This is a genomic window from Pannonibacter sp. SL95, assembly GCF_026672425.1.
GTDB lineage: Bacteria > Pseudomonadota > Alphaproteobacteria > Rhizobiales > Stappiaceae > Pannonibacter.
Genome location: NZ_JAPPRC010000003.1, coordinates 442,420 through 465,176, shown reverse-complemented (window position 1 = coordinate 465,176; position 22,757 = coordinate 442,420). Strand labels below are relative to the sequence as shown.

Below are 22,757 nucleotides of genomic sequence, written 5' to 3'. Positions count from 1 at the left end.
GCACCCGTTTTTCGGGTTCTTTTTTATTCCAGCTGCCGCAAACCGGCGGGTAAACCAGCTTCACCCGCCAATTCGTTAACATGCTCATGAATTGAGCAGCTCTTTCAGCTTTTCGTCAAGGAACTTTACATCGACCGGGCTGGTTCCGGGCCCGCCGGCGAAATGCCCCCAGACGGATTCAAACACGATCAGCTTGGCATTGGGCATATGCGCCACCTCGAACTCGCTGTCTTCCGGCGGGAAGTAGAGGTCGGTGCGGCCGGGCATGACATAGGCCTTGGCCTTGATGGCCCCGAGCGCCTTGCGGAAATCGCCGTTGTAGAGCTCGTTGTCGCTGATATCGCCATTCTGCCAGGTCCACAGCATGGTGAGCAGGTTGTTGGCGTCCTTGGGCAGGAAGAACCCTTCCCAGAAGGCAACGAGAAAGTCTTCCAGCGAGGAATAGCCCAGCGCCTTCAGATCAAGTTCCTGGCGATAGAAAGCCTGCGAGAAGCCCCAGCCGGCATAGACGCGCGCCATGGCGCGCAGGCCCTTCTCCGGTTTCTTGTCGCCGTACCAGCCGTTGTTGAAGGCCGAATCTGCGGTGAGTGCTGCCTTCACGCCTTCCAGGAACACGAAATTGTGCCGGGAGCACTTGGCCGAGCCACAGAACGGCGCGATCCGCTCCACCATGTCGGGGTACATCGCGCCCCAGTGGAAGGTCTGCAGCGCACCCATCGACCAGCCGGTCACCAGCGGCAGCCTGGTTATGCCGAAATGCTCGGTCACCAGCTGGTGCTGGGCGCGCACGTTGTCATAGGCGGTGATCTGCGGAAACCGGGATGCGTTGTAGGGTTCCGGCGTGTTGCTTGGCGAGGATGACAGGCCGTTGCCCAGCATGTTGGGAATGATGATGAAATACTTGTCCGGATCGAGCGCCATGCCCTTGCCGATGAGCCATTCGTTGTCGGGATGCTGGCCCGAATACCAGGTCGGATAGACGATGGCATTGTCCTTGGCCGGCGACAGCGTGCCGAAGGTCTTGTAGGCGAGCTTGGCGCCCCGCAAGGTCGCCCCCCGCTGCAGGCGGAAATCTCCCAGATCGTACAGCTTGTAATCGACGCTCATGAAACTCAGTCCCCTTTGGTCTTTCTTGATATGGCCGCCGGGAGCGCCGCGTCGGCACCCCCGGCTGCAGCATTGTCAGGCCGACGCTTTTTGCGCGGCGCGTGCCTGGCCGATCACAGCATAGGCGATGCCGCCGGCAAGACCGGCGCAGATCGCGGTCGACAGATACGGCGCGTAGAACTCAACAACGAAGGCGACCAGCGAGCCGATGATCCAGGCGAGGAACGCCTGACCGCGCCAATCCTGGTCGATCACCGCCGGGCGGCGCAGGACATACTGGTCAACGATGATGATGGCACCGATCGGCGGCACCAGAATGCCGAGCAGCGACAGCCATTCGATGAAGAAGGCCCAGACGTTGCCGGCTGCGACCACGATGCCGATGATGCCAAGCACCACGGCCATGATGCGCATATGACTCGACAGGATGCGCGACCAGCCGGTCGCCGCATTGTAGAGGCAGTGGGCACAGACCGAACCGAGGTTGCAGTAGAGGAACAGGAACGCCAGCACGCTCAGGAAGCCAATCTGCTTGGCGTTCATGTAGCCGAACATGTTGTCGGCCCCGAACGGATTGGCATCCGGCACGGCCAGCGCGGCCGTCGTCACGCCGCCCACCAGCATCGCCACAAGGTTGGCGAAGGGGAAGGCGCTGAAGGTAGCGACCAGCGAGCTCTTGCTGTCGGCTGCCCAGCGGTTGAAGTCGGCCGTCACCGTGCCCGCATCGATGAAGAGCGCGATCACGACCGTCAGGCCGACACCCATCGACATGGTCGCCACGCCATTGTTGCCAGCGTAAGCGTAGATCGCATCCCAGCTCGTCGTCGATGCCGCATCGAACATCACGTAAAGGCCGAGAATGATGAAGGCCGGCACCGAAACGAGGCCGATGGCATGCAATCCGCGCACGCCGACAAAGGTGATGCCGATGTAGAGCACGCCGGCCAGCACCGTCATCATCACGTAGTTGAGTTCATAGGCGGTGCTGATCAGCGCGCCGGTGATCCCGGTCTGCACGGCATACCACCCGAGCAGCAATGTCGACAGCAGACCCGAGGCCAGCACATAACCCTTGCGGCCGAAGACGACGCTGGCCAGCAGCGCGAAATTGAAACCGGTCTTCGACCCGAGCAGCCCGAGCAGCCCGACATAGACGAGCATGATGAGATTACCGACGATCATCGCCGTCAGCGCATTGGCAAAGCCCATGCCCAGCACCAGCAACGAACCCGTCATGGCCCCGGTGATGATCATCGGAAACCCGATCCACACCGTGGTGACCGAGAACATGCTGCGCCGCGCGGCCATGGGCACTGCGGTGTGTTCGTATTCCGCTCCGAGCACGTGGTCGACTTCGCTTTCCACGGCTTCCACATTCTGCGTCAGTTTTGACATGCGACTCCCCTCTTCCTGTTCGTCACAAGCCAAATTGCGGCGAGGTCAGCCGGGCTCGTTCGGGCACGACTTCCTCGCCCCCGGCACCGGTTCTTCAGACCCAGAAACGCAAAAAGGCCTCCGCATGGCTCCGATAAAGGAGACATGAGGAGGCCTTTTTGCCTGCGTTTTCGTCCGGCGCCGGTGCCGGTATCCGGGTTTTCCCGGACAGAGAAAGACGATAGATCGCTCCTGTCTGTGTGTCAATTGCGTGAAGCGTAGCGCCTTGCCCGCATCTGGCCTCTTCGCACCTGCCGCAAAGGTCTGCGTAGAAACACGGTTGCCCGGACCACAAATCCGCCGCACGTTGCAGGCTGGACAGTCGGGCGAGGATTGCCCGGCATCCCAAACGACGCGCCAATGGCGCGGATCTTGAGGAAACAGGGAGGCTATTCCATGCGCTTCATGTCGCGCACGCTCGCCATTGCAGCCGTTGCAGCCACGGCACTCACCGGTGCCATGGCGCCGGCCAAGGCAGAATTCATCAACATCCTGACGGGCGGCACCTCTGGTGTCTATTATCCGCTGGGTGTCGCCCTCTCGAAGATCTACGGCGAGAAGATCGAAGGCGCACGTCCGCAGGTCCAGGCCACCAAGGCTTCGGTCGAAAACCTCAACCTGCTGCAGCAGGGCAAGGGCGAACTGGCCTTCGCTCTCGGCGACAGCGTCAAGCTGGCCTGGGAAGGCAATGCCGATGCGGGCTTCAAGGCTCCGCTCGATAAGCTGCGCGGCATTGCCGCCGTCTATCCCAACTACATCCAGATCGTCGCGTCCAAGGACAGCGGCATCACCACGCTTGACCAGCTCAAGGGCAAGTCCCTGTCCGTCGGCGCAGCGAAGTCCGGAACCGAGCTGAACGCCCGGGCGATCTTCCAGGCCGCCGGCCTGATGTACTCGGACCTCGCCAAGACCGAGTATCTGCCCTTCGCAGAATCCGTCGAGCTGATGAAGAACCGCCAGCTGGACGCCACGTTGCAGTCCGCTGGCCTTGGCGTTGCGTCGATCAAGGACCTTGCAACGTCCGTTCCGATCAACGTCGTCGCCGTGCCCGCCGATATCGTTGCCAGCCTCGGTGCGCCCTACGTCGCGGCCACCATCCCGGCCGGGACCTATCAGGGTCAGGACGCGGACGTGTCCTCCGTGGCAGTCATCAACTTCCTTGTGACCCACGAGGATGTGTCGGAAGAAACCGCCTACCAGATGACCAAGCAGCTGTTCGAAAACCTGCCGGACATGGTTGCTGCTCACGCTGCCGCCAAGGCGATCAGCCTGGAAAAGGCCAAGAACGGCATGCCGATTCCGCTGCATCCGGGCGCCGAGCGCTACTACAAGGAAAAGGGCCTGATGTAATCAGGCCTGCCGGGTTCCGGATCTGACGTTCATTCCCCTCCCGCGGCATGCCCGCCGGGAGGGGTTTGGCTTTGGACGTCGCCGGCGACCCATCCTCTTGTCTCTTGTCTCTTGTCTCTTGTCCCTTCCCCGACCCAAACCACGGACACAATCGTGACCACCCAGACCGACGCCGCGCCAGCCGCGCATGATCCGCACTCCATGGGCTTTCCGTCCACGCGCGAAGGCCGCCTCCTGTTCTGGATCGCGCTTACCTTTTCCGTATTCCAGATCGCAACGGCAGCCCACGTGATCGATCTGCCGAGCCAGATCGTCCGCGCAGTCCATGTCGGGTTCCTGGGCCTGCTCGCCTTTCCGCTTGTGGCCGCCTCGCGCCACGCCAACCCGGCCTTTCGCACGCTGGCCTGGCTGCTCGCTGCCGCCAGCGTCGGCGTCGCCGGCTATCAGTGGGTGGAGTATACCGAGCTGCTGGTGCGCGCTGGCGATCCATTGCCTCTGGACATTGCAATCGGCGTGGTCGCGCTGGTCGTCGTCTTTGCCGCAGCCTGGGCAATGATGGGCATCGCCCTGCCGCTGATCGCAGGCCTGTTCCTCGCCTATTGTCTCTTCGGCGAACATCTGCCACCCCCGCTTGATCATCGCGGCTATGACTTCGCGCAGGTCATCGAACACATGGCCTATGGCACGGAAGGCATCTACGGCATTCCGGTCTACGTCAGCTCCAGCTTCATCTTCCTTTTCATCCTGTTCGGCTCGTTCCTCGAGCGGGCAGGCATGATCAAGCTCTTCACCGATGTCAGCCTTGGCCTCGTTGGCCATGCGACAGGCGGAGCCGCGAAAGTAGCGGTGGTCTCCTCCGGTCTGATGGGCACGATCTCCGGTTCGGGCGTCGCCAATGTGGTTACGACCGGCCAGTTCACGATTCCCCTCATGAAGAGCTTCGGCTACCGCTCGGCCTTCGCCGGCGGCGTTGAGGCCACGGCCTCCATGGGCGGCCAGATCATGCCGCCGGTGATGGGCGCGGTTGCCTTCATCATGGCCGAGACGCTGGGGGTCGAGTATTTCGAGATCGTCAAGGCGGCGCTGATCCCGGCCATCCTGTACTTCGCCTCGGCCTTCTGGATGGTCCATCTGGAAGCTGGAAAGCGCAATCTGCGTGGCATGGCCAAGTCGGAGCTGCCATCTGCCACCAAGGCGCTGAAAGAAGGCTGGTACCTGATCCTGCCGCTGGCCGTTCTGGTCTATCTGCTGTTCGGCGGCTTCACGCCGCTTTACGCCGGAACCATCGGCCTCGGCCTGACTGTCCTTCTCATTCTTGGCGGCTCGGTCGCCCTCGGCCTGCCTTCTCAAGTGCTGCGGATCATCTTCTGGATCGGTCTCGGCCTTGTCGCCGCAGCCTTTTTCAAGTTCGGTATTGGCGTGATCCTGGCCGCGGTCGCGGCCCTTGTCGCGGTCTGCGCCATCACCCGCGGAGGACGCCAGACGCTGGCCGATTGCCGCGACAGCCTCGCCGATGGCGCGCGTTCGGCCCTTCCGGTCGGTGTTGCCTGTGCCCTTGTCGGCGTCATCATCGGCACGATGACGCTCACCGGTGCTGCCAACACCTTCGGCCAGTTCATCGTCAGCGTCGGGCAGGACAGCCTGTTCCTGTCGCTGCTGTTGACCATGGTCACCTGTATCGTGCTCGGCATGGGTATTCCCACCATTCCGAACTACATCATCACCTCCTCCATCGCCGGTCCGGCACTGCTGGAGCTGGGCGTACCGCTGATCGTCAGCCACATGTTCGTGTTCTATTTCGGCATCCTCGCCGATCTGACGCCGCCGGTGGCCCTGGCCTGCTTTGCCGCGAGCCCGATTGCCAAGGAAAGTGGCCTCAAGATTTCCTTCGAGGCGATCAAGGTTGCTGCGGCCGGCTTCGTCATCCCCTTCATGGCTGTCTACACGCCAGCCCTGATGCTGCAGGATGGCGGCCCGATGGCATCGGCGATCGGCTACTGGCCTGCCGTGGCTTATGTGGTGGTCAAGGTCGGCGTGGCGATTGCGCTCTGGGGCGCGGCCGTCATCGGCTGGCTGGGCGTACCGCTTGCCCTCTGGCAGCGCGCACTGGCCATGGCCGCCGCCTTCACGCTTGTCGCCGCGCTGCCCGTCACCGACGAGATCGGCTTTGCCCTGAGCCTCGCGTTCGCCGCGGTGGTCTGGCTGGCCAACCGCAAGGCGGGTGACGCGGCATGAGCGCGTGTCTGATGGCGGGCACGCTGGTGCTCGCCATCTCGGGCACGTTCTCGCTGAGCTGGACCCATTCGGTGGAAAAGACCGGCTGGGAGGAAACCTGGGACATGACACAGGCCGGCCTTGTCGCCCGCGAGGCCCGAGTCCGAGGTTCTGGCGCGGGCATGGAACCGGGCGACGGCGCGCGGCTCATTGACGGCTGGTGGGTCTGGACACCATCCCTGCCGCCGCAAACTGAATTGACGCTTGCCGCATCCGGCGCAACAGTCAGCGGCTGGCGCCTCTGTGCCGACGGCACCTGTCACGACCTTGGCACCACAGCCTCAGACCCGATCCGCATCAGACCTTGCCCGTGAAGTGGAGCGTTGGCCCGCGCGCTTACTTCACCAGATCGCGCTGGTAGATCCAGTCGTGGTCGGGATGGTTCTTGAAGCGCCACTTCCGCAAGGGGCCCGCCATGACGTTGAGATAGTACATCTCGTAGCCATAGGGCGCGCCGCAGGGATGGTGCCCCTTGGGCACCAGAACCACGTCATGGTTGCTCACAGCCATGGTCTCGTCCAGCGAGCCGTCTTCCGTAAACACCCGCTGGATGCCAAAGCCCTGCGCCGGGTTGAGGCGGTGATAATAAGTCTCTTCCAGATAGGTCATGTCGGGGAAGTTGTCCTCGTCATGCCGGTGCGGCGGGTAGGACGACCAGTGGCCGGGCGGTGTGAACACTTCCGTCACCAGCAGGCTGCCGGCCACATCCCGCCCTTCCATGGCGATGTTGTGGATGTAGCGGGTGTTGGTCCCCTGACCGCGGCTTTCCAGCGTCAGCCCCTCGGGACCAAGCAATTGCACTGGATGAGTGGACAGCCCCGGCGCAGTGCAGACCGCCAGCGTCAGGGCCGTCGTTGCCCGCACCTGCCATTCCGACTTGTCCGGCACGTAGACGCAGGCCGGCGGCAGCTTCTCGAACACGTCGAGCCGCAGGCCAAGCTCGCCGAAGGACTGGCCTCCGGCGCTCACCTCGGCCTTGCCCTCGACCAGCACGAGGATCGCCTCGCGGCCGCCGGTTGCCTCGCGCACCTCCTCGCCCGCCTCCAGGCGATAGAGGTCGAAGCCGACATAGCCCCAGTTTGCGGCCTCGGGCGTAATGGCGTGAACCTTGCCACGGGTGCCGGTCGGCCGGCGCAACAGGTTGGTCATGACTTGTCTCCAGCGTCATCCGGCTTGGGACGGTAACTCACCAGCAGCATCCAGGCCGCATAGGCCGCGACCGCGACGAAGAACACCGCCCAGCCGGTCGCCCCGGTCCAGGCCTCCACGCCGGCCCAGGCCAGTGTCACCCCGACGATGGCAAGGCGGCGCCACAGGGGCCGATAGAAGGGATGATCCGGGTCGATGATCTTCATCAGGGTCTCTTGGTTGTGTTCGCGCGCCGACAAGGGAACATGTTGGCCGGAACCAGTTCAAGTGCCCCGGCCTTTCAGTCTCCCTCCCCCTTGAGGGGAGCGAGAGGCTGTGCCGCAATCGGGTATCAGTTTCGTGTACCCGTATCGCTTGTCAGTGCCACGCGCCCGCGAACGGACACTATCAGGCTCTGTCCAGCCCCACGTCCTTGGCCAGCGCCTTCAGCGCTTTCAGCCCCATGCTCTGGTACTCGAAGGGGATGCGGACACTCGGGTCCTGCTCGGCCTCGATCACCAGCCAGCCTTCATAGCCATGCGCCGCCGCCGTAGCCAGCACCGGGCGGAAGTCGACGCCGCCCTCCGGGTCACCCGGCACGGTGAAGACGCCGCGGCGCACGCCCTCGAGGAAAGACAGCCCCTCCTCGCGCACCTGGCGCATGATCGCCGGACGCACGTTCTTGGCATGAAGGTGACGCACGCGGGCCATGTGGCGCTCGGCCACCGCCGCCGGGTTGCCGCCGCCGAAGTAGCAGTGACCGGTGTCGAACAAGAGCTTCGTGGCCGGGCCAGTGTGCTTCATGAACAGGTCGATTTCCGCTTCGCTCTCCACCACCGTGCCCATGTGGTGATGATAGACCAGCGTGATGCCCTGCTCGGCCGCAAAGGCCGCCAGCGCCTCGACGCCATGGCCGAAATCGGCCCACTCGGAAGCCGCCAATACCGGCTTGTTGTTCACCGGCATCGCGTCGTTGCCATGGATGGCGTTGGAGGTCTCGCAGGTGATGATCACCTTCGAGCCGACGGCCTTCAGCAGGTCGAGGAAGGGCTGCATCGCCGCCTTCTCGTCCGCGATGGAGTTGGTCAGAAGATTGAGCGAGTGCCAGCCGGAGATGTATTTCAGGCCGCGTCCGCCCAGTTCCTTCGCAATGCCCTCGGGCGTCACGGGCAGCTTGTGGCCCTTCTCGATGCCGTCGAAGCCGATCTTCGCGGTTTCATCCAGGCACTGCTCGAGCGAGATATGCGCGCCGAGCGTCTGGTCGTCGTCGTTGGACCAGGCGATGGGATTGGTGCCGTAAAGGATCATGGCTCAGTGTCTTTCCTGCAGCTTACGTTCGTAATTCTCGCGGGCCGCCCGCACCTCGGCGCGGGGGGAAACTTCCGGAACCGCCACATCCCACCAGTGGCCGCCATGCGGGGTGGACGGATAGGGGTCGGTGTCGATTACCACCACGAAGGGACCGGCCGCCGTCTTGGCCTCGGCAAGCGCGGCCTCCAGCTCGGCGATCGAACCGGCCTTCAAGGCCTTCGCCCCCATGGCGCCGGCATGGGCGACGAAATCGATATGGCTCGGATTGGCGTGGATCGTGTGGTCGAGGAGGTTGTTGAACTCGGCCCCGCCGGTGCCCATCTGCAGCCGGTTGATGCAGCCATAGCCCCGGTTGTCGGTGATCACGACGGTAATCTTCTGGCCGAGCATGACGGCGCTGGCCAGCTCCGAGTTCATCATCATGTAGCTGCCGTCTCCGACCATGCAGATCACGTCCCGGTCAGGCTCGGCCATCTTGATGCCGAGCGCGCCGGCGATCTCGTAGCCCATGCAGGAGAAGCCGTATTCCATGTGATAGGACATGGGACGCGATGCCTTCCACAGCTTGTGCAGCTCGCCCGGCATGGTGCCGGCCGCGCACATGACGACCGTGTCGGGCCCGGCCGCCCGCTGCACGGCGCCAATCACCTGCTGGTCGGTCGGCAGGCCGTTGGCCTCTCCAACCGGCGCCGCCGTGAGCGGATCGACCTTGGCAAACCACGCCTGCTTGAGCCCGGCCGACACCTCCGGGCCCTGATGCTGGCCAAGACCGGCGCTCAGCTCGTCGAGACAGACGCGGGCATCGCCCTGGAGCGGCACCGCGCCATGCTTCATCGCGTCATAGGCCGCGACGTTGATCGACACCAGCTTGCGCGCCGGATTGCGGAACAGGCCCCACGAACCGGTGGTGAAATCCTGGAACCGCGTGCCGACGCCGATCACCAGATCAGCCTCGGCCGCCACGGTGTTGGCGCTTTCCGCCCCGGTGACACCCACGGGACCGAGGTTCATCGGATGATCCCAAGGCAGGGCCGACTTGCCGGCCTGGCTTTCGACCACGGGAATGCGATGGCGGGCGGCAAACCGGGCAAGAGCCTCGGTGGCGCCGGAGTAATGCACGCCGCCGCCGGCAACGATGACGGGCCGCCTGGCGGCGCAGATGAGGCCGATGACCTCGACCAGTTCGCTTTCGTCCGGCCGGATGCGGCGCTGGCGCCAGACGCGCGGCGCGAAAAACTCCTCCGGCCAGTCATAGGCTTCCGCCTGCACATCCTGGCAGAAGGCGAGCGTCACCGGGCCGCAGTCGGCCGGGTCGGTCATCACCGCCATGGCGCGCGGCAGCGCGGTCAGAAGCTGTTCCGGGCGGGTAATGCGGTCGAAATAGCGCGACACCGGACGGAAGCAGTCATTGGCGCTGACGGTGCCATCGCCGAAATCCTCGATCTGCTGCAGCACCGGGTCCGGGCCCCGGTTGGCAAAGACGTCGCCGGGCACGAATAGCACCGGCAGGCGGTTCACGTGGGCAAGCGCGGCCGCCGTCACCATGTTGGTGGCGCCCGGTCCGATCGACGAGGTGACGGCCATGGCGCGGCGGCGGCCAAGCTGCTTGGCATAGGCAATGGCGGCATGGGCCATGCCCTGCTCGTTGTGACCGCGATAGGTCGGCAGCTCGCTGCGGATGCCGTGCAGCGCCTCGCCGATACCGGCCACGTTGCCGTGCCCGAAGATGGCCCAGACGCCAGCGATGAAGGGCACGCCGTCCTCGGTCATCTGCCGGGTCAGCCAGCGGACCATCGCCTGCGCGGCGGTCAGTCGGATCTTGCTCATGCTGCCACTCCCTGCGCTGCCCGCGCCTTGTCCCAGGCGGCCGACAGTTTCGCGAAATTCGCCGCCATCAGCGCGACGGCGCCCATGTCGTCGATGGTTCCGGCGAGCCACGCCCGTGCGGCCTCGCTGTAGATGGTGCGTCCGACCGCAAAGCCCTTCACCAGGTCATGCCGCGCGGCCTCCTCGAAGCAGGCCATCAGCTCGGCCTCCGGCGCGTCCAGCCCCAGCACCACGATGCCGCGCACATGCGGATCATGGCCCTTGATCATGGCGCAGGTCCTGGCCCAGGCCTCGGCCGAGCGCATCGGCTCGAGCTTCCACCAGTCCGGATAGATCCCCAGCCGATAAAACCGGTCGATGATCTCCGCGGTCGTGTCATCGTCCACCGGGGCGACCTTGGAGGGAATGACTTCCAGCAGGAACTCAAGCCGGTTGCGGCGGGCAGCCGCATAAAGCCGCTGGATCACGGCCTCCTGCTCGGCCCACATCGCAGCATCATCCTGCGGATGGCAGAAGCACAGCACCTTGACCACGTGATCGAGCGGCCATTCGTTGAGCCCCCCGAAATCCGCACCAAGATCAGGCTCCAGCGTCAACGGCCGCGATCCCGGCCATTCCACCGGACGGCCGATCCAGAGACCCCTGCCGGCCGCCTTGTGCAGCGCCGAGCGGCCGAGCCGGCCATCACACAGAAGGCCATAGCCCTTGCGTCCGCTGGCCACCCGCTCAACGGCATCCAGGCACAGCTCCTTGAAGGCACCGATCTTCTCGGCCGTTGCCCCCGGCAGTTCCTCCATCTGCTTGCGATGATCGAAGGCAAAGACATGCATCTCGCTCCAGTCACCACTGCGGGTCGTCGACCAGTGGATCTGCTCCAGCTCCGCGTCCTTGCGCAGCGCCGGCGTGACGACGCCGCGCTTGAGGAAGAACTGCAGTTCGTCCCAGGAGGGATAGGCCGGCGTGCAGCCGTGCCGCGACACAGCAAAGGCGCCACAGGCATTGGCATAGGTCAGCGCACGCACCCAGCTCTCGCCGTCGAGCCAGCCCTTCAAGAGACCCGACATGAAGCCGTCGCCGGCGCCGAGAACGTTGAACACCTCGATCGGGAACCCGGGGCCGCTCTCGCCGTACTCCAGCCTGTCAGGGATCGCACCGGTGAAGGCGACAGCCCCCATCGGCCCGCGCTTGCAGACGAGCGTCGCGCGGCTCAGCTCCCGAACCAGGCGCAGCGCTGCCACGGTGTCCGTGGTGCCGCCGGCGATGTGGAATTCCTCTTCGGTGCCGACGATCAGGTCGAACAGCGGCAGATGCTGCTGCAGCCTGGTGGTCACCTGATCAGACGCGATGAAGCGGTTTTCGCCGTCGCCGTGCCCGGACAGCCCCCAGAGGTTTGGACGATAGTCGATGTCGAGCGCGGTCTGGCCGCCGGTTTCCCTTGCGATGCGCAGGGCCTTCAGCACAGCCGCCTCGGTGCGCGGATGCGACAGGTGCGTTCCGGTCGCCACCACGGCGCGGGCGCGGGCGATGAAGGCCGGATCGATGTCGGCCTCGCACAACGCCATATCGGCGCAGTTCTCGCGGTAGAAGATGAGCGGGAACTGCTTGTCGTCACGGATGCCGAGGATCACGAGGGCGGTGAGACGCTCCGGGTCGGTCTTGACCCCGGTCACGTCAACCCCCTCGCGAACCAGCTGCTCGCGGATGAAGCGGCCCATGTGCTCATCACCGACGCGGGTGATCAGCGCCGACTTGAGGCCCAGGCGGGCACTGCCGGCCGCCATGTTGGTGGGAGAACCGCCAATGTATTTCTGGAAGCTCCCCATGTCCTCAAGCCGGCCGCCAATCTGCGAGCCATAGAGATCGACCGACGAGCGGCCGATGGTGATGAGATCGAGGGTCTTGCTCATCCGCCTCAAGTCCTCAGCCTGTAACTTCGCTCAAGCTGACCGCCCGGCCTTCGGCCACGGACTTCAGCGCGGCTTCGGCGAGGGCGAGCGCCTTCAGCCCGTCGTCGCCCGTGGTCGGCGGAACCGACTTCTCGCCCACGGCCTTGATGAAGGCGGCAATCTCCGCCGCATAGGCTGCGGTGTAGCGGGTCATGAAGAAGTCCATCAGCGGCGGCTTGTGATAGCCGCTGGCGTTGGCGATCTCGATGTTCGCCTCGCGCAGGTTCTCCGCCGCCACCAGACCTTCCGACCCCAGCACCTCGATGCGCTGGTCATAGCCATAGACCGCGCGGCGGGTGTTGGTGATGATCGCCTGACGACCCGAGGCCGTGCGCAGGATGATGTTGACGCTGTCATAGTCGCCGCGCTTGCCGATCTCGGCATCGACGAGGACAGAGGCCGAGGCCATTACCGTCTCGACTTCCTCGCCCAGCAGCCACCGGGCCACGTCGAAGTCATGGATGGTCATGTCGCGGAAGATGCCGCCCGAGCGGGAGATGTACTCGTACGGAGGCGGCGAGGGATCACGCGAGGTGATCGTCACCATCTCGACCTTGCCGATCTTGCCGGCATCGATCGCGCCCTTGAGCGCTGCGAAATGCGGGTCGAAGCGGCGGTTGAAGCCGACCATCAGCGTCGCACCGGTCTCCTTCACCACCTTGAGGCAGTTCTTTACCCGGGTGACATCCAGATCCACCGGCTTCTCGCAGAAGATGGCCTTGCCGGCGCGGGCAAAGCGCTCGATCAGGTCGGCGTGGGTGTCGGTCGGGGTGCAGATGACGACGGCATCGACGTCGCCGGCCGCTTCGATCTCGTCGATCGTACGGATGGCACAGGAGTGAGTAGCTGCAAGGCTCTCGGCAGCAGCGGCAATCGGGTCGGCGACGGCGACAAGCACCGCCCCGTCGGTCGACGCAATCGCCTTGGCGTGTACCCGGCCGATGCGGCCAGCGCCCAGGACTGCAAATCGCATGGTCATGTCAGTTGTTTCCCAAGATTGAGATCAGTTTCGTCGCAACTCAGATCGTTCCGCCGAGCGAGCCTTCCAGCTCCGCCAGTTCCTTGCCGCCTGCCATCAGGTCCTGCAATTCCTCCGGCTTGACTTCCCCCCGCTTTGCGGTGCCGAGCGTCTTGCCACGGTTGAGCACCGTGAACCGGTCGCCCACCGCCATGGCATGGCGCACATTGTGGGTGATGAAGACGACACCGATACCACGCTTGCGCACCTTGTCGATGGTCGCGAGCACGTTGGAGGTCTGGCGCACGCCGAGGGCCGAGGTCGGCTCGTCGAGGATCAGCACCTTGGCACCGAAATAGACGGCTCTTGCAATCGCCACCGTCTGGCGCTCGCCACCCGACAGGGTGCCGACGGCCTGTTCGGCTCCACGCAAGTGGATGCCCATGGACGCCATTTCTTCCAGCGTAACCTTGTTGGCCTTGTCGAAGTCGATGAACTTGAACGGCCCGAAGCGCTTCTCCGGCTCGCGGCCCATCCAGAAATTGCGCGTCACCGACATCAGCGGGATCATTGCCAGATCCTGATACACGGTGGCAATTCCCGCAGCCATGGCATCACGCGGGCTTTCAAAGGCGATCTTTTTGCCATCGACCAGGATTTCACCCGATGACGGCTTGTGCACGCCCGACATGGTCTTGATGAACGTGGACTTGCCGGCACCGTTGTCGCCGAGCAGGCAGTGGCATTCTCCGGCCTTGACGTCGAAGGTGACGCCGGACAGTGCGATCACAGGCCCGAAGTGCTTCTCGATGGACTTCAGTTCGATGAGCGGGGCGGACATCAGCGTTCTCCCGTGATCATGCGGCGGATGTAGGTATTGAATAGAACTGCACCGAGCAGGATCGTGCCGAGGAATACCCGGAACAACGAGCTTTCTCCACCAGTGAAGAACAGACCCTGCTGCACGACACCAAAGATGATCGCACCAAGTGCAGCTCCGATCACAGAACCATAACCACCAGTGAGCAGGGTACCGCCAATCACCACACAGATGATTGCTTCGAATTCCTTCATAAAGCCGCGGTCAGCAGCCGCAGATCCGAATTCGATGACCTGGCAGGTGGCAAAGACGCAGGCACAGAACGCGCTGAACATGAACATCAGGATTTTCACACGCGCCACCGGCACACCGACATAGCGGGCCGCCTGAGCGTCACCGCCAGAGGCGAAGATCCAGTTGCCGAACTTTGTCCGCGTCAGCAGTACATGCCCGAAGATGACCAGGACGACGGCCCAGACCACCAGCATCGGCAGGCCCTCGACCACGGGCTGGCCAGCGCGGGTGCCGGCGACAAACTTCTCGATCAGCCCGATGTCAGCGAACCATGCGAACAGGTCCTTGAGCACGACACCGCCAAAGAGGAACGCGAGCCAGTCGTTCTGCACCAGATCCTTGACGCCGCCGATGATGGTCTGGCGCGTGGTCAGGATCGACAGCCAGATGGTCAGGCCGCGAAGAATGTAGAGGAACGCGAGTGTGACGATGAAGGACGGCAGACCCGTCTTGATCACCAGCATGCCGTTCACCCAGCCCAGCGCAACGCAGATGACAAAGGCGGCAAGGATCGACACCCAGACGGGCAATCCCCACTGGACGCTAAGGATGGCGATTACGATGCCGGCAAAGCCGATCATCGAACCAACCGAAATGTCGAACTCGCCGGCGATCATCAGCAGGCAGGCGCCTACCGCAATGATTGCGAACTGCGCCGACACGACGGTCCAGTTTTGTATTCCGGCAGGTGCGAACATGCCGGAATCGCCGGCGATCAGCAGGAAGAACAGGAAGACCAGGAGAGTGCCGGCTGTTGCGCCCAGCTCGGGCCGGATCATGGCACGGCGCAGGGCCGAGACCTGCTTGATGCGCTCGTCCGTCATGAATGCCTCGATTGTCAGGAAGTCGCTCAAAAAGGAGCCGGGGCAGTAGGCCGCCCCGGCAGGCGGACGTGTCGTCTGGGAGGAGACTTAGCGGTACTGACCAGCCAGCTTTTCGACCAGTTCGATGTTGTCCTTGGTCACGAAGCCCGGGCCGGAGTTGACCGGGTTGCTCGGCATCACGCCATAGCGGGCGAGGTTGGTCAGGAACACGACCGGCAGGTAGCCCTGCAGGTACGGCTGCTGGTCGATGGCGAAGTCGATCTTGCCGGCCTTGATGCCAGCGGCGATCTCGCCGGACAGGTCAAACGTGCCAAACAGCATGTTGCCGGCCTTGCCGGACTGCTCGAGCGCCGCAAGCGTCGGATGGGCCGAGGTGGGACCGAGCGCCAGGATGGCGTTGGTGTCCGGGTTGCTCTGCAGGAAGGCCGAGACCTTGTTCTGGATTTCAGCCGGGTCCTGGCCCGCGTCGATCATCTGGTTGCCCAGCTCGACGCCGAGCGCAGCGGCAAAGCCCTGGCAGCGTTCAACCGAAGCCGGGTTGGTGATGTAGTGATTGACGCAAAGGAACTTCTTTGCACCCGCTGCACCCAGACGCTCGCCGGCGCCAAAGCCTGCGTCATACTCGGGCTGGCCCACATGGGTGAGCGCGCCGAGCTTCTTGGACTGCTCGACGGTGCCGGAGTTGATGGTGATGACCGGAATGCCGCGCGCGACGGCTTCGGTGATCGGACCGGAGAGAACATCGTAGTCGGCGATGGTGACGATAATGCCATCCGGCTTCGAGGCAGCAGCCTGCTCGACAATGCGGGCCATGTCGGCGAGGTCACCGGTCGGCGGGTTACGGTACTCGACCGACACCTTCATCTGGTCGCCAGCAACGGCAATGGCGTTCTTGATCGTGTTCCACCAGCTGTCGCTGTCCGGAGCGTGACTGATGAGGACAAACTTCTCGCCTTCTGCAGAAGCAGGCGCAGCAAAGCCGGCAACGGCAAACACGGCCGCAGCAATGGCGGTCAGGGTCTTTCTCATGAATTCCTCCCAAATCGGTTGTCCCGGAGGCTCCCTCCGTCCGGGCCGCGCGGCGTCTGGGCAAACCCATCGCCAATCGCGATGGAATATTCATTCCATTTTTTGATTCAATGCAACAACTTTTTTATGGCTCGATTCTACGTCCTGCACCGACAGCGACCGCCAGCGCGATGGCAAGTGACAGCGTGGCCGAGAGCGCACGGAACGAACCGAAGTCCACTTCAGAGACGGAAAGCACCGTGGCATCAAGCTTTTGCAGCGGACTCATCACCGTATCCGTGATGGCAATAACCGGCAGATCGAGCCCTCTCGCGACCTCTGCCAGCTCCACCGTTTCGGCGCTGTAAGGGGCAAATGTGATCGCGATCAGCGCGTCACCTGGCCGCAGGGCATGGCGGCGGTCAAGCTTTCCAACCGCATCATGCAACAGGGCCGGCACGCTCATCTTCTCGAAGGCATAGGCAAGATAGGCCGCCACAGGGAAGGTCCGGCGCAGGCCTATGATATGCACCATCTCTGCCTCGGCGAGCAGCTTGACGGCCTTGTCGAGACTGCGGCTATCAACCGTATTCGCCAGATTTTCCAGGGACATGCGTCCAGCATCAATGAATTCGGCCAAAAGCGCCGACGGGCTCCCGGCACCGCTTTCGCGCAGGTTCTTCAGCCGCGTCGCGTAATCCGGCCAGCCTTGCGAATAGGCATCGCGGAACAGCCGCTGCATTTCCGTGTAGCCGGAGAAGCCGAGGATCTTGCAGAAGCGCATCAGCGCCGAAGGCTGCACTCCGGCGGCCAGCGCCATGTCCGCGACCGTGGAGACCGCGATCCGGTCGGTGTTGGCGGACAGATATTCCGCACACTGGCGCAGCCGTTTCGGCAGCGTTTCCGAAGCCTCCAGCAAACGCGCGTGGAAGGCTTCAACTGTGCGCGGGGCCGGACGCTGGGACATCGTGATTCCTTACAGGCATCTGTTCTTGCTTGACAAAACACGATAGCGCCGCGATGACAGAATTGGAACAAAAATTCCATTTCATATCGGGAGGATTTTGAATGACCCTGGGGATAGGTCTGATCGGCACAGGCTTCATGGGCAAAGCCCATGCCTTGGCCTGGCGCAACGCCCGCGCGGTGTTGGGAACCGTTCCCGACGTGCGGCTGGAACTGCTCTGCGACACGCCGGCCGACAAGGCAGCAAGCTTTGCCAACCAGTTCGGCTTCGCCCGTTCGACCGATGACTGGAAGGCCCTGGTCACCGATCCAAAGGTGGACATCGTCTCCATCACGACCCCGAACCGCTTCCACAAGGAGATGGCCCTAGCCGCTCTCGCCGCCGGCAAGCACGTCTGGTGCGAGAAGCCTATGGGCCTGACACTGGCGGACGGCGAGGAGATGGCGGCAGCCGCAGCAGCCAGCGGCAAGACCACGATGGTCGGCTACAACTACATCCGCAATCCGGCCTTCCGTCACGCGCAGAAGCTGGTTGAAGCCGGGCGGATCGGCCGCCTCGTGCATGTGCGCGGCATCGTCGATGAGGACTATCAGGCCGATCCCGATCTGGCCTGGACCTGGCGGGCGCGTCTCGATGAAGCCGGCCTCGGCACGCTCGGCGACCTCGGCTGTCATCTCGTCTCGATGCTGATGGGCCTCTGCGGTCCGATCGAAAGCCTTGTTGCCGACATGCAGACTGTCCACACAACACGTCCCTTGCCCGATGGCTCCGGTCGCGGCGCGGTGGAGAACGAGGACACCGCCACGGCCCTCCTGCGCTTTGCCAGCGGCGTTCACGGCTCCCTGTCCACCTCACGCTCCGCCTGGGGCCGCAAGAACCGTCTCGGCTTCGAGCTGCATGGCACAAAAGGCATGCTGGTCTTCGATCAGGAGCGCATGAACGAGCTGCAGCTTTATGTGAACGAGGGACCGAAGGCCGAGCAGGGCTTCCGCACCATCCTGTCGGGCCCCGAACACGGCGTCTATGGCGCGTTCTGCCCCGCTCCCGGCCATCAGGTCGGCTTCAATGACCTCAAGGTCATCGAGGCGGCGGAACTCCTCACCGCCATCACGACCGGCACCCGGCCGCACCCGGATTTCGCCGCGGCGCTGGAGTTCGAAAAGGTGATCCATGGCATCGCCGAAAGCGCACGCACGGGTCGTCGCATCAGCCTTGCCTGAGAGAGCGGCCGCGTCGATCCCGTCGGGAACGGCGCGGCGCAGGCTGTCTGGTGCGTCCGCAGCTAGCCGGCACGACGCGCTGCCTTGAGACGCGCCTGACGTCCGCCGCGTCGTCCCTGCGCAGCTGCGGCCACCGCTGCCACCCGGGCAAGATTGGTCACCTGAACCAGAGCCGGGACCAGCACCGGACCGAACCGCTCGCGTTTCGGCTGAGGTGCATCCCCGTCTTGCTCCAGTCTTGCAACAGCTGGATACGCGCTCAAGGCAAAGGCGACCAGATCATCGATCCGTTCGCGTCCCTCCAGCCCGCCGAAGACATAGGCAAGCCCGTCGCGGACTGTGAACGCCATCAGGCATCCGTCGTTGGTTCCATCGGATTGCGGGCAGCCGCTGCGCACCAGTCCAGTCAGATGTGAGTCTGTCAGATCAAAGGCTTCGGCCACATCACCCGCCATGGCAACCTGCCGCGCCAAGAGGCGCGCCATGATGCAGGGACGCCCCGTGTGCCGGCACAGGCTCGAAAAGCCGTCGGCTCCGCCAGACGCGGATGTTGGTGATTGCGAAACGCTATCAGGATGAGAGGAAATGCAGTCCACCGTGTCGCCCTCCGCGAACGGACGCGGGGTGGGCGGGGCCGCAAAGCTGGATGCGGCCGGATCGGGTTCCGGAAACTGCGCGTGCCATCTTGCCTCCTGCCGGGGCACCCCGCCCGGTTTGGTTCAAGGGATGATGGCAGGTCTCCTGACTTGCGGGTCACAGCGCCCCTGTCCCTTCCCGGCCTCTCAGGCCAGTGGTTCTGACAGGTTTGCTCGCCGCCTACAGTTGCGGGGGCAGTCCCGGACTTGGCAGATGCTCACATCAGCCGCACCGGATTCCCTTTTCATCCTCCCGTCGCCAGTCGGCGGCGGAAGGAACCATCTCGGACAAGGCTAGAGCAGCCGGAGAGCAGACGCAACCGCAGCCGAATTACTTTTCCTGTGACGACGACGCCGTTCGCCGCGCCTAATGCGCCATCAACTTGTCGAATTCGCCGGGCTTGTCGTGCAAGGCAAGCCGGTCGACAATGGTTTCGCTGGCTTCGTTCAGCCCGATGATGGTCACGTCGGCCCCGGTTCGGCGGTACTTCAAGACGACCGCATCAAGCGCCGCAACGCTGGAAATGTCCCAGATATGAGCCCTGGACACGTCGATCACCACGCGCTGCAGCCGTTCCTTGAAATTGAAGGCCGCAAGGAAGTCTTCCACGGAGGCGAAGAAGACCTGGCCTTCGACCACATAGACGCGCTCCTGGCCATCAGCGGCCAGTTCGGACGTGACCCGAAAGATCTGCGAGATCTTCCAGGCAAAGAAGATGCCCGACAGCAGCACCCCAACCAGAACCCCGATGGCGAGGTTGTGGGTGTAGACGACGAAACCCACCGTCGCCAACATCACAACCGACGAACTGCGCGGGTGATCCCGCAGGTTTCGGAGGGATGCCCAGCTGAACGTGCCGATCGACACCATGATCATCACGGCGACAAGCGCCGGCATCGGGATCTGGCGGACAAAGTCGCCAAGGACCACGATCAGGAACAGGAGGAGCGCACCGGCGATGAAGCAGGACAGCCGGCCACGGCCACCAGACTTCACGTTGATCATCGACTGACCGATCATTGCGCAGCCCGCCATGCCACCGATGAAACCGGTCGCGAAATTGGCAAGCCCCTGGCCGATGCATTCCTGGTTCCGATCAGATGGCGTGTCCGTAAGATCGTCGACCAGTTGCTGCGTCATCAGCGATTCCAGGAGGCCCACGGCGGCAACCGCGACAGAATACGGCAGGATGATCCAGAGCGTTTCAAGCGTCAGCGGGATGTCGGGCAAAAGGAAAACCGGCAGTGTCGAGGGCAATTCTCCCATGTCACCAACCGTCCGCACATCCAGCCCAAAGCCGATGGAGATCGCCGTCAGCACCAGGATGCACACGAGCGGTGATGGAACAGCCCGGGTCAGATAGGGGAAGAGATAGATGATCGCGAGACCGGCTGCGACCATCACATAGGTCAGCCACGGCACGCCGATCAGCTCCGGCAACTGCGCCATGAAGATCAGGATCGCGAGCGCGTTGACGAAGCCGGTCATCACGGACCGGGACACGAAGCGCATCACGTAGCCCAGTTCCAGCAGGCCTGCAGCCACCTGCAGCACCCCGGTCAGGATCGTCGCCGCAAGCAGGTACTGCAGGCCGTGCTCCTTCACCAACGTTACCATCAGCACCGCCGTGGCGGCCGTCGCAGCCGAGATCATACCGGGGCGTCCGCCAGCGATTGCGGTGATCACGGCAATCGAAAACGATGCATAGAGGCCGACTTTCGGATCGACGCCGGCGATGATCGAGAAGGCAATCGCCTCCGGAATGAGCGCAAGGGCAACGACCAGGCCGGAGAGCACATCCGCGCGAATGTTGCCAAACCATTGGTTTGTATAGGCAGAAAGGGAATTCATCGGTTTCTCGTTCAGATGACCCGAAACTCATGACGGCTTGGTCGCGGCAGATGCCACGAAGCCGAAAAACGCTGGGTCAGGTGAATTGTCCGGCGGATTGGCGGCCGGAAGAGCCACCCGGATTTGCACCGGGTCCAGATGAGTATTGTCTCGCTACGCCATTTGATGCCGCAGCGCAACATAAACACGCCCTGAAATACAAAAGCCCGCCACGCAGGGTGGCGGGCTTCGATCAGGCATCGGCCGTTCGGTCACATGCTCATGGTTGCGGCGACGGCGGTCTTCCAGGCGTCGTATTTGCGGGCACGCGTTGTCTCGTCAATCCGCGGTTCGAACCGGCGCTGGATCGCCCAGCTTTCCGCAAAGCCCGCCATGTCGGGGTAGACCCCGGCCTGCATCCCGGCGAGCCAGGCAGCGCCGAGGGCCGTCGTTTCAAGCACGGTCGGACGATCAACAGGCGCGCCGATAATGTCGGAGAGGAACTGCATCGCCCAGTCATTGGCGCTCATGCCACCGTCGACACGCAGCACCGACTGACCCGCCGCATTGGCCCAGTCGACCCGCATGGCCTCCAGCAGGTCGCGGGTCTGATAGCCAACGCTCTCCAGTGCCGCCTTGGCAAATTCTCCCGGCCCGGAGTTGCGGGTGAGCCCAAAGATCGCGCCGCGACAGTCCGGGCGCCAGTAAGGCGCACCAAGGCCAGTAAAGGCCGGCACCAGGATGACCGACTGGCCAGGATCGGCAGTTTCGGCCAGCGCCTGCGTTTCCTTTGCCTCGCGGATGATCTTGAGACCATCGCGCAGCCACTGCACCACCGCGCCGGCAATGAAGATGGAGCCTTCCAGCGCATAGGTCGGCTTGCCGGCGATCTGGTAGGCAATGGTCGTCAGCAGACGGCTCTTGGAGGTCACCGGCGTGTCACCGGTGTTGAGCAGCGCAAAGCAGCCGGTGCCATAGGTGGACTTCATCATGCCAGGCTGGAAGCAGGCCTGCCCCACGGTCGCCGCCTGCTGATCGGCGGCAACGCCCAAAATCGGAATCTCACGTCCGAACAGATCTGCGCGCGTGTGCCCAAACTCGGCGGCGCAGTCCTTCACCTCGGGCAGCATGCCCATGGGAATGTCGAGCAACTTGCAGATGTCGGTGCTCCACTCACCCTTGTGGATGTCATAGAGCAACGTGCGCGCGGCATTGGTCGCGTCGGTCACATGCACCGCACCGCCGGTCAGCTTCCAGATCAGGAAGGTATCGACCGTTCCGAACAGCAGGTCGCCGCGCTCAGCGCGCGCCCTTGCCCCCTCCACGGTGTCGAGCACCCACTTCAGCTTGGTGCCGGAAAAATAGGGATCGAGCAGCAAGCCTGTCTTGGCTGCCACCATCACTTCATGCCCCTCGTCCTTCAGGCGGCGGCAGAGATCCGCCGTGCGGCGGTCCTGCCAGACGATGGCGTTATAGACTGGCTGTCCGGTGTGGCGGTCCCACACGACGGTGGTCTCGCGCTGGTTGGTGATGCCGATGGCGGCAATGTCGTGCCCGCTCTTGCCGGCGCGTTCGATAGCCGCGCGGCAGGAGCCAGCTGTCGTTGACCACAGATCGGCCGGATCATGTTCCACCCAGCCCGGATGCGGATAGATCTGCGGAAATTCTTCCTGTGCACTGGCGACAATCTTCAGCGACTTGTCGAACAGGATGGCACGGCTGGACGTAGTCCCCTGGTCGATGGCGAGAATATGCGTCACGTCGGCCTCCCCGATTGCGCCCGATGCTGATGGTCTTGACTGGTCTAACCCGATAGCAGGCCG

General features: G+C 63.6%; 19 protein-coding genes, 1 riboswitch and 1 other annotated feature. Of the genes, 4 read left to right on the top strand and 15 right to left on the bottom strand.

Annotation, left to right across the window (positions count from 1 at the left end; translation table 11 throughout):
* Nucleotides 1-84 precede the first annotated feature (84 nt).
* Nucleotides 85-1,107 (bottom strand): alpha/beta fold hydrolase, encoded by a 1,023-nt coding sequence (locus OVA12_RS02700; protein ID WP_268134247.1) that lies wholly within the window; start codon nucleotides 1,105-1,107, stop codon nucleotides 85-87.
* Nucleotides 1,108-1,182: 75 nt separating this feature from the next.
* Nucleotides 1,183-2,502, bottom strand: a complete 1,320-nt coding sequence (locus tag OVA12_RS02695; RefSeq protein ID WP_268134245.1) for a purine-cytosine permease family protein — start codon at nucleotides 2,500-2,502, stop codon at nucleotides 1,183-1,185.
* Nucleotides 2,503-2,946: 444 nt separating this feature from the next.
* Here OVA12_RS02695 and OVA12_RS02690 point away from each other — a divergent pair, with 444 nt between their 5' ends.
* The 3 genes from OVA12_RS02690 (at nucleotide 2,947) to OVA12_RS02680 (ending at nucleotide 6,479) form a co-directional block, all read left to right on the top strand.
* A complete protein-coding gene (locus tag OVA12_RS02690; protein WP_442793840.1) occupies nucleotides 2,947-3,891 on the top strand; it encodes a TAXI family TRAP transporter solute-binding subunit in 945 nt (314 codons plus the stop codon).
* A gap of 201 nt (nucleotides 3,892-4,092) precedes the next feature.
* Nucleotides 4,093-6,126 (top strand): TRAP transporter permease, encoded by a 2,034-nt coding sequence (locus OVA12_RS02685; RefSeq protein WP_268136983.1) that lies wholly within the window; start codon nucleotides 4,093-4,095, stop codon nucleotides 6,124-6,126.
* Nucleotides 6,123-6,479, top strand: a complete 357-nt coding sequence (locus OVA12_RS02680; protein ID WP_268134241.1) for a DUF1850 domain-containing protein — start codon at nucleotides 6,123-6,125, stop codon at nucleotides 6,477-6,479. Before OVA12_RS02685 ends, OVA12_RS02680 begins: the two co-directional genes overlap by 4 nt.
* A 22-nt stretch (nucleotides 6,480-6,501) precedes the next feature.
* On the opposite strand, the gene iolB is transcribed toward OVA12_RS02680, so the two are convergent.
* The 10 genes from iolB to OVA12_RS02630 form a co-directional block, all read right to left on the bottom strand.
* On the bottom strand, nucleotides 6,502-7,314 hold the full coding sequence (iolB, locus tag OVA12_RS02675) for a 5-deoxy-glucuronate isomerase (protein WP_268134239.1): 813 nt from the start codon (nucleotides 7,312-7,314) through the stop codon (nucleotides 6,502-6,504).
* A complete protein-coding gene (locus OVA12_RS02670) occupies nucleotides 7,311-7,520 on the bottom strand; it encodes a hypothetical protein (RefSeq protein ID WP_442793800.1) in 210 nt (69 codons plus the stop codon). The genes iolB and OVA12_RS02670 overlap by 4 nt, the downstream gene beginning before the upstream one ends.
* A 181-nt stretch (nucleotides 7,521-7,701) precedes the next feature.
* Nucleotides 7,702-8,601: a myo-inosose-2 dehydratase gene (gene iolE / locus OVA12_RS02665; RefSeq protein WP_268134237.1), complete on the bottom strand. Its 900-nt coding sequence runs from the start codon at nucleotides 8,599-8,601 to the stop codon at nucleotides 7,702-7,704.
* 3 nt (nucleotides 8,602-8,604) lie between these two features.
* Entirely contained in the window at nucleotides 8,605-10,431 is a 1,827-nt protein-coding gene (gene iolD / locus OVA12_RS02660; RefSeq protein WP_268134235.1) for a 3D-(3,5/4)-trihydroxycyclohexane-1,2-dione acylhydrolase (decyclizing), read from the bottom strand.
* A complete protein-coding gene (locus tag OVA12_RS02655) occupies nucleotides 10,428-12,338 on the bottom strand; it encodes a bifunctional 5-dehydro-2-deoxygluconokinase/5-dehydro-2-deoxyphosphogluconate aldolase (protein ID WP_268134233.1) in 1,911 nt (636 codons plus the stop codon). The genes iolD and OVA12_RS02655 overlap by 4 nt, the downstream gene beginning before the upstream one ends.
* Before the next feature lie 13 nt (nucleotides 12,339-12,351).
* Nucleotides 12,352-13,356, bottom strand: a complete 1,005-nt coding sequence (gene iolG, locus OVA12_RS02650) for an inositol 2-dehydrogenase (RefSeq protein WP_268134231.1) — start codon at nucleotides 13,354-13,356, stop codon at nucleotides 12,352-12,354.
* A gap of 40 nt (nucleotides 13,357-13,396) precedes the next feature.
* A complete protein-coding gene (locus tag OVA12_RS02645) occupies nucleotides 13,397-14,176 on the bottom strand; it encodes an ATP-binding cassette domain-containing protein (protein WP_268134229.1) in 780 nt (259 codons plus the stop codon).
* Nucleotides 14,176-15,273 (bottom strand): ABC transporter permease, encoded by a 1,098-nt coding sequence (locus OVA12_RS02640; RefSeq protein WP_268134228.1) that lies wholly within the window; start codon nucleotides 15,271-15,273, stop codon nucleotides 14,176-14,178. Before OVA12_RS02640 ends, OVA12_RS02645 begins: the two co-directional genes overlap by 1 nt.
* Nucleotides 15,274-15,360: 87 nt before the next feature.
* The gene (locus OVA12_RS02635) at nucleotides 15,361-16,302 is read right to left on the bottom strand and encodes a sugar ABC transporter substrate-binding protein (protein WP_268134226.1); all 942 of its coding nucleotides are present in this window, start codon (nucleotides 16,300-16,302) and stop codon (nucleotides 15,361-15,363) included.
* Between the two features lie 124 nt (nucleotides 16,303-16,426).
* Nucleotides 16,427-17,248 (bottom strand): MurR/RpiR family transcriptional regulator, encoded by an 822-nt coding sequence (locus tag OVA12_RS02630; RefSeq protein WP_106751356.1) that lies wholly within the window; start codon nucleotides 17,246-17,248, stop codon nucleotides 16,427-16,429.
* Between the two features lie 101 nt (nucleotides 17,249-17,349).
* On the opposite strand from OVA12_RS02630, the gene OVA12_RS02625 reads away from it, so the two are divergent.
* Nucleotides 17,350-18,468, top strand: a complete 1,119-nt coding sequence (locus tag OVA12_RS02625; RefSeq protein ID WP_268134223.1) for a Gfo/Idh/MocA family protein — start codon at nucleotides 17,350-17,352, stop codon at nucleotides 18,466-18,468.
* Between the two features lie 62 nt (nucleotides 18,469-18,530).
* Here the strand turns inward: OVA12_RS02625 and OVA12_RS02620 are convergent, their stop codons facing one another.
* From OVA12_RS02620 to glpK, 3 genes are all read right to left on the bottom strand, one after another.
* Nucleotides 18,531-18,953, bottom strand: coding sequence for a hypothetical protein (locus tag OVA12_RS02620; protein ID WP_268134221.1), 423 nt, complete (start codon nucleotides 18,951-18,953; stop codon nucleotides 18,531-18,533).
* Between the two features lie 229 nt (nucleotides 18,954-19,182).
* A riboswitch (cobalamin riboswitch) is annotated at nucleotides 19,183-19,402 on the bottom strand.
* 68 nt (nucleotides 19,403-19,470) lie between these two features.
* The gene (locus OVA12_RS02615) at nucleotides 19,471-20,955 is read right to left on the bottom strand and encodes a SulP family inorganic anion transporter (RefSeq protein ID WP_268134219.1); all 1,485 of its coding nucleotides are present in this window, start codon (nucleotides 20,953-20,955) and stop codon (nucleotides 19,471-19,473) included.
* Nucleotides 20,956-21,038: 83 nt separating this feature from the next.
* Nucleotides 21,039-21,094 (bottom strand) — a sequence feature (sul1 is cis-regulatory element that is thought to sense ions involved in sulfur or methionine metabolism; They are found in Alphaproteobacteria).
* Nucleotides 21,095-21,206: 112 nt separating this feature from the next.
* Nucleotides 21,207-22,694: a glycerol kinase GlpK gene (gene glpK / locus OVA12_RS02610; RefSeq protein WP_268134217.1), complete on the bottom strand. Its 1,488-nt coding sequence runs from the start codon at nucleotides 22,692-22,694 to the stop codon at nucleotides 21,207-21,209.
* Between the last annotated feature and the right edge of the window lie 63 nt (nucleotides 22,695-22,757).